Raw genomic sequence first — 18,065 nt, forward strand, 5'->3', positions numbered from 1 at the left:
GCGCTTCGCAATTTTTGGATGCGTCAGGACGACAGTTAGGGTGCCTGTGCAGCAGCCTAACTGTTTGTAAAGAATAGAATTCTCGCGTCGCGGCGATCTGGCACGAAGTTTGAATAGTTCTTATCGACGCCATTGTAGCCGTCACCATCCATCACCAGCCGCATTGCCATCATGGGGGCCTCCCCCAGACGCGCCGCTATGTCCTTTTGCCTTTCGGTTCGAACGGCACTGCGACGGAGGGCAAGCGGTGCCGGTGGCAGCAGCCCACGAAAGGACGACCGCGACGATGACGAAGTCAGAGACCCAGACGCCCAGCCGCAAATTGAGCCGCCGCCAGCTTCTGAAGGCCGCCACCGGAACGGCTGCACTCCTCGCGGCCGCCAGACTGCACTTCCCGGCTGGCGCCTTTGCGCAGGGTGCCGGTCCCGAAGTGAAGGGCGCCAAGCTCGGCTTCATCGCGCTGACCGACGCAGCGCCACTGTTCGTTGCCAAGGAAAAGGGCATCTTCGCCAAATACGGTCTGCCGGACACGGAAGTATTAAAGCAGGCCTCATGGGGCACCACGCGCGACAACCTCGTGCTCGGCTCCGAAGGCAACGGCATCGATGGCGCGCATATCCTGACGCCGATGCCTTACCTGATCTCGTCCGGCAAGGTGACGCAGAACAACGTGCCGACGCCGATGTACATTCTGGCGCGGCTGAATCTCAATGGGCAGAGCATCTCTGTCGCCAAGGAATACGCCGATGTGAAGGTCGGCCTGGACACCGCGCCGTTCAAGGCAGCGCTCGACAAGAAGAAAGCCTCGGGCAAGTCGATCAAGGCGGCGATGACGTTCCCGGGCGGCACGCACGATCTGTGGATCCGCTACTGGCTGGCCGCCGGCGGCATCGATCCCGACAAGGACATCGAAACCATCGTGGTGCCGCCGCCGCAGATGGTCGCCAACATGAAAGTTGGTACCATGGATTGCTTCTGCGTCTGCGAGCCGTGGAATCTGCAGCTGATTCACCAGAACATCGGTTACACCGCGATCACCACCGGCGAACTCTGGAACAAGCATCCGGAGAAGTCGCTCGGCATGCGCGCGGCCTGGGTGGACAAGAACCCGAAGGCCGCCAAAGCGCTGTTGATGGCGGTGATGGAAGCGCAGCAGTGGTGCGAGAAAGCCGAGAACCGCGACGAGGTTGCCGCCATCAACGCCAAGCGCCAGTGGATCAACTGCCCGGTGGAAGACGTCACCGACCGCGTCAAGGGAAAATTCGATTACGGCACCGGCCGCGTTGTCGAGAACTCGCCGCACATCATGAAGTTCTGGGATGACTTCGCCTCATATCCCTATCAGAGCCACGACCTCTGGTTCATGACCGAGGATATCCGCTGGGGCAAATATGATGCGGGCTTCGACTCCAGGGCGCTGATTGCCAAGGTCAACCGCGAAGATCTCTGGAAAGAAGCCGCCAAGGAGTTGGGCGCAGCGCTGCCGGCCTCGACGTCGCGGGGCAAGGAGACTTTCTTCGACGGCAAGGTGTTCGATCCCGAAGACCCCGCCGCCTATCTGAAGTCGCTCGCCATCAAGCGCGTCGAAGTCTGAGACCGACGCGAGCCTGACTGAAATGACGGAGATCAGTGCGATGAACATGCAAGCTATCAAGACCGAGCCGGCAACGGCACTGGCGAAGCCGCCGGTGGCGAGCGTCGTGCTGTCTCCGAAGCAGCCCGTCAACACCGAGAAATACGCCAAGATGGCGAAGGAGGCAGCGGTGCGGGTGATCCCGCCGCTGGTCGTCTTCACGCTGCTGATGGTGTTCTGGGAGCTGGTATGCCGACGCGCAGGCTCGACCCTGCCGCCGCCCTCCAAGGTCTATCAGGACACCAAGGAACTGATTTTCGATCCGTTCTTCGATCACGGCGGCATCGACAAGGGTCTGTACTGGCATCTCTCTGCCAGTCTGCAACGCGTGGCGCTGGGTTATTCGCTGGCCGCGATAGTCGGCATCGCGCTCGGCACGCTGGTCGGCCAGTCGGTCTGGGCGATGCGAGGGCTCGATCCGATCTTCCAGGTGCTGCGCACCATCCCGCCGCTGGCCTGGCTGCCGCTGGCGCTCGCCGCCTTCCGCGATGGCCAGCCGTCCGCGATCTTCGTGATTTTCATCACCTCAATCTGGCCGATCATCATCAACACCGCGGTCGGCATCCGCAACATTCCGCAGGACTATCGCAACGTCGCCGCCGTCGTGCAGCTCAATCCGCTTGAGTTCTTCTGGAAGGTGATGCTGCCCTCGGCGGCGCCTTTCATCTTCACCGGCCTGCGCATCGGTATCGGCCTGTCGTGGCTCGCCATCATCGCCGCTGAAATGCTGATCGGCGGCGTCGGCATCGGCTTCTTCATTTGGGACGCCTGGAATTCCAGCCACATCAGCGAGATCATCCTGGCGCTGTTCTATGTCGGCATCATCGGATTCATCCTCGACCGCATGATCGCCGGCCTCGGCAAGCTCGTTACCCACGGCACCTCCGTCAGTTAAGAACCCGGTCGCTTAAGGAACATCGCATGAAGCCCTATCTGAAACTCGATCACATCGACAAGGTGTTCACCCGCGGCAACGTCTCGTCCGAAGTGCTGAAGGACATCAACCTGACGCTGACCCAGGGCGAATACGTCTCGATCATCGGCCATTCCGGCTGCGGTAAATCCACATTGCTCAACATTATCGCTGGTCTGACGACGGCGACGATGGGCGGCGTTTTGCTGGAGAATCGTGAGGTCAACTCGCCGGGGCCGGACCGGGCCGTTGTGTTCCAGAACCACAGCCTGTTGCCGTGGCTCACCGTCTATCAGAACGTCCAGCTTGGCGTCGACAAGGTGTTCGCCAAATCGAAGACCAGAGCGGAGCGCGCGGCCTGGATCATGCACAATCTAAATCTGGTGCAGATGACCCACGCCAAGGACAAGCGCCCTTCCGAAATCTCCGGCGGCATGAAGCAGCGCGTCGGCATTGCACGCGCGCTGGCGATGGAGCCGAAAGTGCTGCTGCTCGACGAACCGTTTGGCGCGCTGGATGCCTTGACCCGCGCGCATCTGCAGGATTCGGTGATGGCGCTGCACCAGAAGCTAGGCAACACCATCGTCATGATCACCCATGATGTGGATGAAGCCGTGCTGCTGTCGGACCGCATCGTGATGATGACCAACGGCCCCAGCGCCACCATCGGAGAGGTGCTCGACGTGCCGCTCGCGCGTCCGCGAAAACGGCTCGAACTGGCGAGCGACGCGACCTATCTCAAATGCCGCAAGCGCGTGCTGGAGTTCCTGTACGAGCGACACAAGTTCGTCGAGGCGGCATAAATCTGGGCGACAGAGTTGCGTTCGTCGTTGCGAGCGAAGCGAAGCAATCCAGAAAGCCACAAGCGATGACTGGATTGCTTCGTCGCAAGGGCTCCTCGCAACGACGGTGGCACTGACGGTGCCATCGCTTTCGATCACTTGATCCTTCGTCAGCCAATGCCAGCATAGGGGGAATGCCATGACACCGCAGCAAATCAAAATGGTTCAGGAAAGTTTTGCCAAGGTCGCACCGATCGCCGATCAGGCCGCGGTGCTGTTCTATGACCGCCTGTTCGAGATCGCGCCTGACGTGAAGCCGATGTTTCGCGGCGACATGGCGGATCAGCGCCGCATGCTGATGGCGACGCTCGGCGTCGTCGTCACCGGCCTTACGCGGCTGGAAACCGTGCTGCCCGCCGCCAGCAAGTTGGCCAAGAGACACGTCAACTACGGCGTCACGGCCGAGCACTATCCGATCGTCGGATCGGCGTTGCTGTGGACGCTGGAGAAGGGGCTAGGCGATGCGTGGACGTCCGATGTTGCAGAGGCCTGGTCCGCGGCCTACGGCACGCTGTCCGGCTACATGATTTCCGAAGCGAATAGCGGCGCGCAAGCCGCCGAATAAGGAACGAATATGAGCGAAGCGCTGGTTATCATCGGCAACGGCATGGCGGCGGCACGGCTGGTCGATGAACTCGCCCAGTGCGCGCTCGGCCGTTACGCGATCGCCGTGATCGGCGATGAGCCGCGGCTGGCCTATAACCGCGTGCTGCTGTCCTCGGTGTTGGCCGGTGAAGCGACGCATGACGAGATCGAGCTGCGCCCGGCTTCGTGGTGGCGCGACCGCGGCGTGACGCTGAAATATGGCTCGACCGCGATCGCCATCGATATGGCGGCGCGCGAGGTGCTCACTGCCTGCGGCAAGCGCGTGCCGTTCTCGAAACTGGTGTTCGCCACCGGCTCATCCGCGCTACGGCTGCCGGTGCCCGGCGCGGAACTCTCCGGCGTGCACACGTTTCGCGACAGCCGCGATGTCGACGGACTGCTGACGCTGGCCGCGCAGAACAAGCGCGTCGTGGTGGTCGGCGGTGGGCTGCTCGGGCTGGAAGCGGCGTACGGTCTCGCCAAAGCCGGCGCCAGCGTGACCCTGATCCATCTGATGGACCGGCTGATGGAGCGGCAACTCGATGCCGCCGCGGCGGCGCTGCTGAAGACGCAGGTCGAGCGCAAGGGCGTCACGGTGCTGCTGGAGGCCAACACCGCGACCATCTATGGCGATGGCTGTGTGGAAGGCGTCGAGCTGAAGGACGGCCGCAGGCTTGCGGCCGACGCGGTGATTTTTGCCGCCGGCATCCGGCCCAACGCATCGCTGGCCCGGGACGCGGGCATCGCGGTCAACCGCGGCATCGTGGTCGACGACCGGATGGCGACGGCCACTGAGGGCATCTACGCGCTCGGCGAATGCGCCGAACATCGCGGCACCTGCTATGGCCTCGTGGAGCCAGCCTACGAGCAGGCGAAAGTTCTGGCGCGGCATCTCGCCGGCCGCGCGGCTGCCTATCCAGGCAGCGTGCTCGCCACCAATCTGAAAGTATCCGGCGTCAGCGTGTTCTCTGCTGGCGATTTCATGGCGGCGGACGGAAGCGAGACACTGCTGCTGCATGACATCCACCGCGGCATCTACAAGAAGCTGGTGATCGCGGGCGACCAGCTCACAGGCGCGGTGCTTGTCGGCGATACCCGGGACGCATTGTGGTATCTCGAACTGATCCGCAGCGGCGCGCCTATAGATCGCCTTCGATCGGACATGATGTTCGGCCGCGCGCTTGCCGAGGCGGCGTGATGACAGCGATCGATCCGGGCCTGCGCACCACGAAGACGACATGCCCCTATTGCGGCGTCGGCTGCGGCGTGCTGGCCACGCCGGACGGCAGCGGTGGCGCCGCGATCGCTGGCGATACCGAACACCCCGCCAATTTCGGCCGGCTGTGCTCGAAGGGCTCTGCGCTTGGCGAGACGCTGGGCCAGAGCGAGCGGCTGCTGCATCCGATGATCCGCAGCGAGAGCGGTGCGATGCAGCAGGTGGCCTGGAGCACGGCGCTAGATCACACAGCGGAGCGCTTTCGTTCCATTATCAAAGAGCATGGCCCGGACTCGGTGGCGTTCTATCTGTCCGGGCAGTTGCTGACCGAAGACTATTACGTCGCCAACAAGCTGATGAAGGGCTTCATCGGCAGCGCCAATGTCGACACTAATTCGCGGCTCTGCATGTCCTCTTCGGTCGCCGGCCACAAGCGCGCCTTCGGCGCCGACACCGTGCCGGGCTGCTACGAGGATCTCGACGAGGCCGACCTGCTGGTGCTGGTCGGCTCGAATGCGGCGTGGTGCCATCCGGTGCTGTACCAGCGCATGCTGGCCAACAAGCAGACGCGCGGCGCGCGCATCGTGGTGATCGACCCGCGCCGCACCGATACGGCGGCCGATGACGATCTGTTTCTCGGCCTCAAGCCGGGCACGGACACGGCGCTGTTCAGCGGGCTTCTGGCGCATCTTGCCGACAATGGCGCGCTGGACCAGGCCTATATCGACGCTCACACCTCGGGATTCGACGAGGCGCTGGCGCGCGCGAAAAACATCGCCGGCAGCGTTGCGGCCACCGCGCTGGCGACCGGCCTCGCCGAGGCCGACGTCGCGGCGTTTTTTCACCTTTTCCGCAAGACGCCGCGCGTGGTGACGCTGTATTCGCAGGGCGTCAATCAGTCGGCGCAGGGTACCGACAAGGTCAACGCGATCCTGAACTGTCATCTCGCGACTGGCCGCATCGGCAAGGTCGGCGCCGGGCCGTTCTCGCTGACCGGGCAGCCCAACGCGATGGGCGGTCGCGAGGTCGGCGGCCTGGCCAACCAGCTCGCCGCGCATATGGGCTTCACGCCTGCCGAGATCGACCGTGTCCGCCGCTTCTGGAAGGCGCCACACATTGCGACCCATGAAGGCCTCAAGGCCATCAAGATGTTCGATTCCATCGGCCGTGGAGAGATCAAGGCGTTGTGGGTGATCGGCACCAATCCCGCGGTGTCTCTGCCGGATGCGGACGCGGTGCGTGCGGCGCTGGGCAAGCTCGATCTATTCGTGGTGTCGGAGAACGTGCGCTCGAACGACACAGTGAATGCCGGTGCGCATGTGCTGCTGCCGGCGCAGGCCTGGGGCGAGAAATCAGGCACGGTGACCAATTCGGAGCGCAGGATGTCGCGGCAGCGCGCGTTCCTGAAGCCGGCTGGCGAGGCTATGCCGGACTGGTGGATCCTGTGCGAGATTGCGAAGCGGCTCGGTTTCGGTGCATCGTTCAACTACTATTCGGCCGCGGATATCTTTCGTGAACATGCCGCATTGTCGGGATTCGAGAACAACGGCCTTCGCGATTTCAATATCGGCGGGCTGATGAAGCTCTCCGATGAGGGCTATGAGGCGATGGGGCCGGTGCTATGGCCGGTGCGCGAGGGCACCACGCAGCCGCAGTCGCGTTTTTTCGCGCAAGGCGGCTTCTACACCAGGGATCGTCGCGCGCGCTTTATCGCGGTCGAGATGCCGGCGCTGCGCAGCGAGATTTCCGCCACGCGGCCGCTGCGGCTGAACACCGGCCGCGTCCGCGACCAGTGGCATACCATGACGCGCACCGGGCTCAGCCCGCGGCTCGGCCAGCATCTGCCGGAGCCCTTCGTGGAAATCCATCCGGATGACGCGGTGCGCAGCGGCGTGACCGATGGCGGCCACGCCAGGCTCACGACCGAATACGGCCACTGCATTCTGAAAGTGGCGGTCAGCGAGCGGCAGCAGCGCGGGATGCTGTTCGCGCCGATCCACTGGAACGACGAGACCGCGTCCTTTGCCCGCGTCGGTTCGCTGGTGGCGCCATTTGTCGATCCGTTCTCGGGCCAGCCGGAGAACAAGGCCACGCCGGTGTCGATCGCGCCCTTTGCGTTCGCGCAACGCGGCTTTGTGTTGTCGCGCAAGCCGCTGGCGTTGCCGGAGAAGGCGCTATGGGCGCGCGTGGCGGTTACCGGCGGCGTCGGCTACCTGATCTCTGCCAATGCCGATCTGGCAACGTGGCGCGCGTGGCTGCAGCCTTTGCTGGGTGAGGACGTCGCGGAATTCGAGGACGCCAGCCGCAGCGTTTTCCGCGCGGTGTCGTTTGTCGATGACCGCATCGAGACCTGCCTGTTCATTGGTCCCATGCAGGACGCACTCGATTGGGACGCCATGAAGGCGCTGTTTGCGAGCGGTGCGCTCGATGACGAGCAACGCCGGTTGCTGTTGTCCGGCAAACCCGCGGATGGCCACGCCAGTGCTGGCCCGATCGTCTGCGCCTGCTTCGGCGTCGGACGCACCACGATCTGCGACGCGATTGCGACGGGAGCCGGGAGCGCCGCGGAGATTGGCGCACAGCTCAAGGCCGGCACCAATTGCGGCTCGTGCATTCCGGAATTGAAGCGGCTGATCGCGGGCGCGGAGGAGGCTGCGCCGACAGGGGATGAACGGAAACTGGTGGTGGCGAATTGACTACTGTCATTCCAGGATGCGACAGACGGCGAAAGCCGGATGGCGCGCACCCGGAATCTCGAGATGTTTGGAGCTATATCGGGATTCCCAGCCGCTCCAATTGGAGCGGCTGAGGTTCGCACGCGGCTGGCGCCGCGAGCGCTCCGGAATGACGGCACAAGAGTGTCGTCACTTCACCGCGCCGGCTGTCAGCCCCGCCACGATCTGGCGTTGCGCGAAAACCGTCAGCAGCAGCACCGGCAGGGTGACGATCAAGGCGGCCGCCGCTAATGGCCCCCAGCTCAGCTGATCGAAGGAGATCATGTTGTAGACGGCGACGGGCAGGGTGCGCGTTTCGCGGCCGGCCAGCACGATGCCGAATACGAAGTTATTCCATGAGAAGATTACCGCGAGGATGAAGGCGACGGCAATGCCGGGCCGCGCGATCGGCAGCGCCACGTGGCGAAACACCTGCCAGCGTGTGGCGCCGTCGATGATCGCCGACTCCTCGAGTTCCATCGGCGTCGTCTCGAAGTAGCCGATCATGATCCAGATCACGATCGGTACGGTCACCACCAGGTGGATGATGATCTGCGGCCACAGCGTGCCGAGCAGGCCGAGCCACTGGAACATCAGAAATAGCGGAATGAGATAAGACAGCCCGGGCGTGATGCGGGCGATCAGGATCACCACCGCCGCTTTGCGCGCGCGCATACGCGCGATGCCATAGCCGGCCGGCACGCCCACGACCAGCGCGAACAAGGTGGCCGCACCGGTGACGATCAGGCTGTTGAAGAAATAGGTCGCGAACCGCTTGGACTCCAGCACCGCGGCGTAGTTGCCCCAGTTGAAGCGGGTGGGAATGAAGACCGGCGGATAGGAGGCGTTGTCGATCTCGAATTTGATCGACAGCGACAGCATCCATAGGAAAAACAATACAGCCGGCGAGACGATGACGATGACAGCAAATGTCAGGCCGATCTTGTTGAGAAGCGTCCGCATGGTCAGGCGCTGCCTCCGGTATCGTTCCAGTGCGTGCGCTGGCGTAGGTGCAGAAGCGCGCCGGCCAAGGCCACGATCAGCGCGAAGAACACCACCACGACCGCCGAGGCGTAGCCGACGTCGTAATAGACGAAGGCGACGCTGTAGAGATAGAGGTTGATGGTTTCCGAGGCGCTGCCGGGGCCGCCTTGCGTGATCGCGAAGATGATATCGAAGCTTTTGACGGCGTCGATCATGCGGATCATGGCGGCGATGAACAGAAACGGCATGATCATCGGCAGCGAGATGAAGCGGAAGGTCTGCCAGGGCGTGGCGCCGTCGATCTGGGCGCTTTCATAGGGCTCGGACGGAATCGCGCTGAGGCCACCGAGCACGATGAGCATCACCAAGGGCGTCCATTGCCACGTCTCCACCAGCACCAGCGAAGGGATCACCGTGGCGGGGTGGAAGACCCACAGCGACGGCGGCAGGCCGACCAGCGCCAGCAAATAGTTGAGAACGCCAAGCTGCGGATGGAACATCATCGTCCACACCAGAGCGATCGCCACCGGGGTTGCCATCATCGGCAGGATGAACAGTCCACGAAAGAAGCCGCGCAATGGAAATTTGCTGTTGAAGATGACAGCCGCCAGCGTGCCAAGGATCAGCGGCAGCGCCACGGAAAGCGCGGTATAGACCAGCGTGTGCCATACCGATTCCACGAAGCGTGCGTCCGACGGCAGCCGGAGATAATTGGCAAAGCCGACGAAGGTCGGCTGCGAGCCGACTTTCCATTCGTGCAGGCTCATCCAGATCGTATACGCCCAGGGAAAGATGATGACGGCGAGGACCACGATCATCGCCGGGATCACGAACGGCCAATACGAGATCGGCCGCCACGCGTGCTTTGCGGTCTCCACCTCGACGGCGAGTCGCTGGACGGCTGTCAGTTCGCTCACGTCTTTTCGCTGCGCTCCAGGATCGGCCGGAACTGGTCGTGCGCTTTTTTCAACTCGGTCGCCGGATCTGCCCCCGAAAGCGTCGCGGTCAGCGCAGCGCCGACCAGATCGCGGAATTCGGCAACCGGCACGATGACCGGCAGGCCGAGCTTGCTGATCTTGGCGGAGCCGATCACGGCGTCGAGCCATTCCTGGGTCTTGACGCCCTTGCGGACGTTCTCGTCGCTGAGGATCGAGTTGCGGAACGGCACGCCGCCGCCGCTCTGCAGCAGCCGGGCGCCCATCGTCTTGGAAACCGCCCATTGGCAATACAGATAGGCGGCTTCCTTCTTCGTGCTGGTCTTGGCGATGCCGATGCCGTCGCCATAGGTCGAGGAATACTGGCCCTTGGGGCCGGCCGGCACCAGAGTGTAGCCGATCTTGCCGACGACGCGGGAGGCGTTGGGGTCCTCGATCGGCGGTGCCCAGCCGTCCGCATCGATCCACATCGCCGCACGCCCCTGCGTCAGCGAGGCCATCGATTCCATCCAGTTGAAGCCGGCGACCCCGGGAGGCGCCGATTTGGTCATCAGGCGCTGATACATCTTGGTGGCCTCGACGGCCTCAGGACCATCGGTGAGGATGTTGCCCTTGTCGTCGAGAAACTCGCCGCCGTAGTTGAGGAAGAAATTGGTCCACAGCGCCATGTTGGCGTTGCGCAGACCGCGGCCGGTGAAGCCGTAGATGCCGTTGGCCGGATCGTTCAGCTTCTCGGCGGCGACTGCCAGTTCCTCGAACGTCTTCGGCGGCGTGAGCCCCTTTTTCTGGAACAGCTCCTTGTTGTAGTACAGAATGAAGTAATCGACCGACCATGGCAGCGAATGCATGGCGCCGTCGTCGTTCCTGGCGAATTTCAGACCGCCGGCGGAAAAGTCGTCCACCGTCAGGTCGGGCGCCGTCAGATTGGGATCCTTCATGAAGCCGGTGAGGTCGGCGAGCCAGCCGGCCTTCTCGAACTGGCGTTTCTGCACGTGATAGCTGAGATGAACGACGTCGAAACTGGGCTTGCCGGAGGTGAGTTCGATGACCGCCTTCTGGCGCTGCTGCTGTTCGGGGATGACTTCGGATTCGACCTTGATACCGGTGAGGTCGGTGAATTCGGAGGCGTATTTCTGCAGCAACTCGCCGCGCGGGCCCTTGATCAGATTGGCCTCGATGGTGGTACCGGCATATTTCTTCCAGGCCGGTTCGGCGAAAGCCGGCAACCCGACGAGACCAAGCGCCCCGGTGGCGAGCGTCCCCTTCAATACAGCACGGCGCGTCGGGCCAAATGGGGCCATCGGTCATCCTCCCTGCGAGCCGCCTGAATCGCGGCGATGTACGGTCGCTCCCCGTTGAACCGGGAATGCGCCGTCACGAGTCATAGCACGATGGATTGGGGGGACAAGCGCGACGTAGACGAGAGAACAACGAACTCCCAGTCCGTCGTCTTGGCTTGGCTTCGCTGGTTAGCAGGCTCGTTTGCCGAGACGACAGGACTATCCCTTCCGATGACTCGCATTGACTGCGATCGTCGCCGCGGCGGTGCGGTTCTCTACGCCGAGTTTGGCGTAGATCTGCTCGAGGTGCTTGTCTACGGTGCGCGGGCTGAGGCCGAGAATCTGCGCGATGTCGCGGTTGCTCTTGCCCTTGCTGAGCCAGGAAAGCACTTCGCCCTCGCGGCCGGTGAGGCCGAGTTCGCGGCTGAATTCGGACGGCAGATAGGCGGCGGTGTCCTTGGCGAGGCGCAGCAGGAATTCGTCGGGGCCGACCTTGCCCATATATTGCAGCCGCAGCAGTTCGTTGTCGGGAAAGCCGGCCGATGGCTGCGTTTTGGCGCCGGGCACGGCGCTCTGCATGCGCTCCAGCCATTGCAGCATGGCCGGCGGCAGCAACAGCGCGTCGTCGGCCTGAGCGGAGAGATTGTCCGCGAGCAGTTTCTGCGCCTGCGGTGTCGCCCACAGGATACGACCGAGGCGATTCACCGCCAGCAGGAAGCGTCCGGAGACGTCGAGCGCGGCGCGTGCGCTCTGCGTCAGGCGGGCATTGGCGAGGTGAACGCGTATCCGCGCGATCATTTCCTCGATGACGATCGGCTTGGTCACGTAATCGACGCCGCCGGCTTCAAGGCCGCGCACGATGTGCTCGGTTTCGGCGAGGCCCGTCATGAAGATCACCGGCACGTCGGCGAGGCCGGCGTCGCGCTTCAGGCGGCGGCAGGTCTCGAATCCGTCGATGCCCGGCATCACGGCATCGAGCAGTACGATGTCCGGCGTGATCTGCTCGACGATCCGCATCGCGGCGGCGCCGTCCATCGCCACCATCACCGTCATGCCGGCGCCGTCGAGCGCGTCGGTCAGGAGCCGCAGCGTCTCCGGGGAATCGTCCACGACCAGGGCTACGTCGCGTTTGCGGGGCTCAGTGATCATAGCTGTACAACGTCTTGAGCGTTGCCATGTACTGGTCGAGGTCGAAGCGGTCGATCAGGGCGCGCATCTCGCCGACGAAATCGGCGTGTTCGGGATGCTCCGTGCCGATCTCGTCGAGCTTGAGCTGGATCGCGCGAATGTGGCCCATCTGGCCGAGGCTGATGAGGTCCTCGACATGCCGTACCGGCGGGCGCGAGCCGCTCGGCGTCCAGCGCGGCGGAGTGACGATCTCGTCGCGCTCATATTGCCAGTCGATTTTCAGGGTCTGTCCGATCAGTTCAAGCAGGCGGGGGATGTCGATAGGCTTCATCAGGTAGCCGTCGTGGAAGGGCTGCGCCAGCGGCGTGCCGTGCGCTTCCAGCGCGCTCGCCGACACCATCAGGATGCGCGCCTGATGGTGGCCGCTGGCGCGCAGCGTCTGCGCCACGGTCCAGCCGTCCATGCCGGCCATCGAGATATCGAGCAGGAACAGGTCCGGCCGGCAGTGCAGCGCGAGGCTGAGGCAGGACGGACCGTCGGGCGCTGACAGCAGAATGAAGCCGAGCGGCGCCAGCACCTCGCGCAGCAGGTCGCGCTGCGTCGGGTCGTCGTCGGTGATCAGAATGGTTTTTCGCGGGCCGTGATAGCCGAAGATCGGCGCGTCGACCGGCGCGATGCGAGTCGGGTTGGTGACTTCCGACAGCAGCATCTTGACGCGGAAGGTGCTGCCGGTGCCGACCGTGCTGGTGACGCGGATGTCGCCGCCCATCACGCCGGCCAGGAGCTTGCTGATGGTGAGGCCGAGCCCCGTGCCGGTGTGCGGCTGCGCGACGCCGAGCGCGCCGCGCTCGAACGGCGCGAAGATGCGCTCAAGATCGCCGGGCTGGATGCCGGGCCCGGTGTCGATCACCTCGAATTCGGCGACCGGGCTGCGGTAGTGGATCACGAACTGCACGCTGCCGGTTTGCGTGAACTTGATGGCGTTCGACAGCAGGTTGATCAGCACCTGGCGCAGCCGCTTCTCGTCGGCATAGACCACGACCGGCAGCACGTTTGGCCGCCGGAACACGAAGTCGATGCCCTTGGCGGCGGCCTGCAGCCGGAACATGCCGACCAGCTGATCGAGGAAGTCGGTGAGGCGCACCTCGTCGCGCGACAGATACAGCCGCCCGGCCTCGATCTTGGAAATGTCGAGGATGCCGTCGATCAGGCCGGAGAGGTGATCGGCGCTGCGCTTGACGACGCGGACCTGATCGCGTGGTCGTTTCTGCAGGCTCTCGTCCTGTTCCAGCAATTGTGCGTAGCCGCTGATGGCGTTGAGCGGCGAGCGCAGTTCGTGGCTGAGGCCAACGACGTAGCGGCTTTTGGCGAGGTTGGCGGATTCGGCGACTTCCTTGGCGCGCTGCAATTCGGCATCGGTGCGCTTGTGCGCGACGATCTCCTGCATCAAGAGCGAGGTCTGCCGTTTGGTCTCGGCCTCCGCGGCGGTGCGACTCTGCTTGGCCAGAACGAACAACCAGGCGACTACGCCGATGATGATCGTCAGCGCGAAGAACACTTTCCACAGCACATCGGAGAGCTGGAATTCATCGGCCGGCACAGCCGCCGAGGTCTGCAGATAGATCAGCGCCAGCGTCAGGCCGACCAGGCCAGCCGACATCGCGAACACGCCGAGGTAATGGCCGACCTGGGAGTTGATCCGGGCATAGATCGGCGTCGGCAGCAGCTTGCCGAGCGTGGTCGATATCTGTTCCTGGATGCGCGCATGCGGCTTGCAGAGGTCATGACAGCGGGCGTCGAGCGAGCAGCATAGCGAGCAGATCGGGCCGGCATAGGCCGGGCAGTGCGCCATGTCCTCTGGCTCAAAGGAATGCTCGCAGATACAGCACTGGATTGCCGGCAGGTTCTGCCAGGCTCGCTTCGGCTTTCGCGCGATGTAGTATTTTCCCTGCGTTACCCAAGCGATCAGCGGCGCGGTGACGAGGGCGGCGACCAGCGCCACAAACGGCGACAGCGCCTTGGCGAACGGGCCGAACACGCCGTAGAACGCGCTGATCGATACCACGGTGGCGACCAGCATGGCGCCGACGCCGACCGGGTTGATGTCATAGAGATGCGCACGCTTGAATTCCATGTGCTGCGGGCGCAGGCCGAGCGGCTTGTTGATGACGAGATCGGCAACCAGCGCACCGACCCACGCGATGGCGACATTGGAATACAGCGCCAGCGTCTGTTCCAGCGCCTTGTAGACGCCGATTTCCATCAGCAGCAGCGCCACCAGCACGTTGAACACCAGCCACACCACGCGGCCGGGATGGCTGTGGGTGAGGCGGGAGAAGAAGTTCGACCACGCGATCGAGCCGGCATAGGCGTTGGTGACGTTGATCTTGAGCTGCGACAGGATCACGAAGGTTCCGGTCAGCGCCAACGCCAGATCCGGCTGCGACAGCACGTAGCGGAACGCCTCGAGATACATATGCGCGGGTTCTGCGGCGTGCTCGGTGGTGACGCCGTGGGTCAGCGCGAAGTAGGCCAGGAACGAACCGGCCAGCAGCTTCAGTGCGCCGACCACGATCCAGCCGGGCCCGGCACATAGCAGCGCCACCCACCATGCGGTCTTCGACTCCCGGCGGTCGCGCGGCAGGAAGCGCAGGAAATCGACCTGTTCGCCGATCTGCGCCACCAGCGAGAACACCACAGAAGCGGCGGTTCCGAACAGCAACAGGTCGAGACTGCCTGCGGGATCGCCGTGTTCGCCGGGAAATTTGGTCCATTCGACAAACGACTGCCGGCTGGCCCAGGCGATCGCCACGAACGGCGCGAGGTTGAGCACCAGCCACAGCGGCTGCGTCCACAGCTGGAACCGGCTGATCAGCGTGATGCCGTAGATCACCAGCGGGATGATCACCACCGCGGAAAGGAGATAACCGATCGGGCGTGGAATATCGAAACACATCTCCAGCGCGGTGGCCATGATGACCGCCTCGAGTGCGAAGAAGATGAAGGTGAAGGAGGCGTAGATCAGCGAGGTGATGGTCGAGCCGATATAGCCGAAACCCGCGCCGCGGGTCAGGAGGTCGATGTCGATGCCGCATTTTGCGGCATGATAGGCGATCGGCAGGCCACAGCAGAAGATGATGAAGCTGACCACGAGGATCGCGGCGGCGGCGTTGGTGACGCCGTAATTGATGGTGATCGTACCGCCGATCGCCTCCAGCGCCAGGAACGAGATGGCGCCCAGAGCGGTATTGGCGACCCGTGCCGAGGACCAGCGCCGGGCGCTTTTGGCGGTGAAACGCAGCGCATAGTCTTCCAGCGTCTGGTTGGCGACCCATTGATTGTACTGGCGCCGGACACGGTCGATGCGCTGCCGCCCTGCCACTCTATCGCTCCTGACCCGCCGAACTACGCATATTGCGCGACGCCAAAAATCTACGTCGCCATTTTGCGGTGCAGTATACGCAATCTCGCGTATCTGTGCACCGCACAACTTCAGCAATTGTTGCCTCACCAATAGGCGTCCGTACAAACAGTGGGGTAAACATGTCAGACGAGAAGAAGCCGGGTCTACACTCGCCGATGCGGCGAAAACTGCTGATGGGGATGGCAGCCTTGCCCGCCCTGACCATGCTGCCGCGCGGGGCCTTCGCGCAGTCGCCGGCGACTGCGGCGATCAATACCACGGGTCTCGCGGTCACCGACACGGAAGTCACCGTCGGCATCCTGCATTCCGCGACCGGCACGATGGCGATCTCGGAAACCGGATCGATCCAGGCCGAAAAGCTCGCCATCGAGCAGATCAATGCGATGGGCGGCGTGCTCGGCCGCAAGATCAAAATCATCCAGGAGGATGGCGCTTCGGACTGGCCGACCTTCGCCGAAAAGGCCAAGAAGCTGCTGGTCAACGACAAGGTCGCTGCCATCATGGGGTGCTGGACCTCGGCGTCGCGCAAGGCCGTGCTGCCGGTGATGGAGCAGTATAACGGCATGCTCTACTACCCGACCTTCTACGAAGGTCTCGAGCAATCCAAGAACGTGATCTACACCGGCCAGGAAGCCACCCAGCAGATCCTCGCCGGCATCAACTGGATCGCCAAGGAGAAGGGCGCGAAGTCGTTCTACTTTATCGGATCCGACTACATCTGGCCGCGCACCTCGAACAAGATCGCGCGCAAGCACATCGAGAACATGCTCAAGCTCAAGGTCGTGGGCGAAGAGTATTTCCCGCTCGGTCACACCCAGTTCAACTCGGTGATCAACAAGCTGAAGCTGACCAAGCCCGACGTGATCTTCACCGACGTCGTCGGCGGCTCCAACGTCGCCTTCTACAAGCAGCTCAAGGCGGCCGGCATCGACCTGTCGAAGCAGACGCTGCTGACGATCTCCGTGACCGAAGACGAGATCGACGGTATCGGCGGCGAGAACATCGCCGGCGCCTATGCCTGCATGAAGTACTTCCAGTCGCTGAAGAACGACAACAACGAGAAGTTCGTGGCCGCGTTCAAGAAGATGTGGGGCGAAAAGACGGTGATCGGCGACGTCACCCAGGCTGCCTATCTTGGGCCGTGGCTGTGGAAAGCCACCGTCGAGAAGGCCGGCTCCTTCGACATCGACAAGGTCGCGGCGGCGTCGCCTGGCATCCAGTTCAAGGGCGCGCCGGAAGGCTATGTGCGGATCCACGAAAACCATCATCTGTGGTCGAAGACCCGGGTCGGCAAGGCCAAGCTCGATGGCCAGTTCGAGCTGGTCTACGAGACCGCCGAGCTGGTCGAGCCGGATCCGTTCCCCAAGGGCTACCAGTAAGCCTCACTCTCTCCCTGACGCGGACGACCTATCCGCGAAACACCACCCCGCGTCGCTTGCGACGCGGGCCCTTTTCCTGACGGAGGACGGACCATGTTCGGCGACTATTCGATTGGCGATCTCGGCGCCATTTTCGCAATGCAGGGGTTTGCCGGGCTGATCCTGTTTTCGGTCTATGTGCTGATGGCGCTTGGGCTGGCGATCATCTTCGGCCAGATGGGCGTCATCAACATGGCGCACGGCGAATTCATGATCCTGGGCGCCTACGTCACCTGGCTCACCTCAAGCTTTTTCCAGAACCATCTGCCGTCGCTGTTCTCCGGCTATTTCTTTGTCGCCATGATTCTGGCCTTCATCGCTTCCGGCGCGCTGGGGATGCTGGTGGAATGGGCGCTGATACGCCATCTCTACAAGCGCCCGCTCGATACGCTGCTCGCTACATGGGGCCTCAGCCTAATCCTGCAGCAGGCCTATCGCTCGATCTTCGGCGCCCGCGAAGTCGGCGTCGAGCTGCCGCAGTGGATGATGGGCTCCCAGCAGATCACCGACAGTATCGAAGTCCCGATCAATGGCATCTTCGTGATGTGCCTGACGCTGCTCATCACCATGGCGGTCGGCTGGATCATGTACAAATCGCGCTGGGGCCGCCAGGTCCGCGCCGTCGTGCAGAACCGCGTCATGGCGGGCGCCGTCGGCATCAATACCGCGCGGGTCGATTGCTACACCTTCGGGCTCGGCTGCGGCATCGCCGGGATCGCCGGCTCCGCCTTCACCATGATCGGCTCGACCAGCCCGACCTCCGGCCAGCTCTACATCGTCGATACCTTCCTGGTCGTGGTGTTCGGCGGCGCCGCCAGCCTGGTCGGCACCATCGCCTCCGCCTTCACCATCTCGCAGGCGCAGTCGACGATGGAATTCTTCATGTCGGGGTCGATGGCCAAGGTGCTCACGCTGCTTGCCATTGTCGGAATTCTGATGCTGCGCCCGCAGGGACTGTTCGCCCTCAAGGTCCGCAAGTAGCAAACAAAAAGG

At 63.3% G+C, this 18,065-nt stretch carries 13 protein-coding genes; 8 read left to right on the top strand and 5 right to left on the bottom strand.

The features are described 5' to 3' along the window. The first annotated feature begins 286 nt into the window (after positions 1 to 286). The 6 genes from JWQ24_RS22400 (at position 287) to JWQ24_RS22425 (ending at position 7,885) form a co-directional block, all read left to right on the top strand. Entirely contained in the window at positions 287 to 1,594 is a 1,308-nt protein-coding gene (locus tag JWQ24_RS22400) for a CmpA/NrtA family ABC transporter substrate-binding protein (protein ID WP_299812659.1), read from the top strand. Positions 1,595 to 1,634: 40 nt separating this feature from the next. After that, entirely contained in the window at positions 1,635 to 2,528 is an 894-nt protein-coding gene (ntrB, locus tag JWQ24_RS22405) for a nitrate ABC transporter permease (protein ID WP_299812661.1), read from the top strand. 26 nt (positions 2,529 to 2,554) lie between these two features. Beyond that, positions 2,555 to 3,349, top strand: a complete 795-nt coding sequence (locus tag JWQ24_RS22410) for an ABC transporter ATP-binding protein (RefSeq protein ID WP_299812663.1) — start codon at positions 2,555 to 2,557, stop codon at positions 3,347 to 3,349. A gap of 178 nt (positions 3,350 to 3,527) precedes the next feature. Further along, on the top strand, positions 3,528 to 3,953 hold the full coding sequence (locus JWQ24_RS22415; RefSeq protein WP_299812665.1) for a globin family protein: 426 nt from the start codon (positions 3,528 to 3,530) through the stop codon (positions 3,951 to 3,953). 9 nt (positions 3,954 to 3,962) lie between these two features. Further along, a complete protein-coding gene (locus tag JWQ24_RS22420; RefSeq protein ID WP_299812667.1) occupies positions 3,963 to 5,171 on the top strand; it encodes an FAD-dependent oxidoreductase in 1,209 nt (402 codons plus the stop codon). Then, positions 5,171 to 7,885: a nitrate reductase gene (locus JWQ24_RS22425; protein WP_299812669.1), complete on the top strand. Its 2,715-nt coding sequence runs from the start codon at positions 5,171 to 5,173 to the stop codon at positions 7,883 to 7,885. Before JWQ24_RS22420 ends, JWQ24_RS22425 begins: the two co-directional genes overlap by 1 nt. 168 nt (positions 7,886 to 8,053) lie before the next feature. On the opposite strand, the gene JWQ24_RS22430 is transcribed toward JWQ24_RS22425, so the two are convergent. The 5 genes from JWQ24_RS22430 to JWQ24_RS22450 form a co-directional block, all read right to left on the bottom strand. Continuing rightward, a complete protein-coding gene (locus tag JWQ24_RS22430) occupies positions 8,054 to 8,872 on the bottom strand; it encodes a carbohydrate ABC transporter permease (RefSeq protein ID WP_299812795.1) in 819 nt (272 codons plus the stop codon). After that, complete coding sequence (locus tag JWQ24_RS22435) at positions 8,869 to 9,705, bottom strand: sugar ABC transporter permease (RefSeq protein ID WP_299812798.1); 837 nt, start codon at positions 9,703 to 9,705, stop codon at positions 8,869 to 8,871. Before JWQ24_RS22435 ends, JWQ24_RS22430 begins: the two co-directional genes overlap by 4 nt. 95 nt (positions 9,706 to 9,800) lie before the next feature. Next, positions 9,801 to 11,123 carry a sugar ABC transporter substrate-binding protein gene (locus JWQ24_RS22440; RefSeq protein ID WP_299812671.1) on the bottom strand — a complete coding sequence of 441 codons (1,323 nt, stop codon included), beginning with the start codon at positions 11,121 to 11,123 and terminating at the stop codon, positions 9,801 to 9,803. 198 nt (positions 11,124 to 11,321) lie between these two features. Continuing rightward, positions 11,322 to 12,251, bottom strand: coding sequence for a response regulator (locus tag JWQ24_RS22445; RefSeq protein WP_299812673.1), 930 nt, complete (start codon positions 12,249 to 12,251; stop codon positions 11,322 to 11,324). Continuing rightward, on the bottom strand, positions 12,241 to 15,612 hold the full coding sequence (locus JWQ24_RS22450) for an ATP-binding protein (protein WP_299812675.1): 3,372 nt from the start codon (positions 15,610 to 15,612) through the stop codon (positions 12,241 to 12,243). The genes JWQ24_RS22445 and JWQ24_RS22450 overlap by 11 nt, the downstream gene beginning before the upstream one ends. 161 nt (positions 15,613 to 15,773) lie before the next feature. Between JWQ24_RS22450 and urtA the strand changes: the two genes are divergently transcribed. Both urtA and urtB read left to right on the top strand, forming a co-directional pair. Further along, entirely contained in the window at positions 15,774 to 17,033 is a 1,260-nt protein-coding gene (gene urtA, locus JWQ24_RS22455) for an urea ABC transporter substrate-binding protein (RefSeq protein WP_299812677.1), read from the top strand. A 93-nt stretch (positions 17,034 to 17,126) separates the two neighbouring features. Then, positions 17,127 to 18,053 (top strand): urea ABC transporter permease subunit UrtB, encoded by a 927-nt coding sequence (urtB, locus tag JWQ24_RS22460; RefSeq protein ID WP_299812679.1) that lies wholly within the window; start codon positions 17,127 to 17,129, stop codon positions 18,051 to 18,053. Positions 18,054 to 18,065 lie beyond the last annotated feature (12 nt).

The organism is Tardiphaga sp., from assembly GCF_028290495.1.
Taxonomy (GTDB): domain Bacteria; phylum Pseudomonadota; class Alphaproteobacteria; order Rhizobiales; family Xanthobacteraceae; genus Tardiphaga.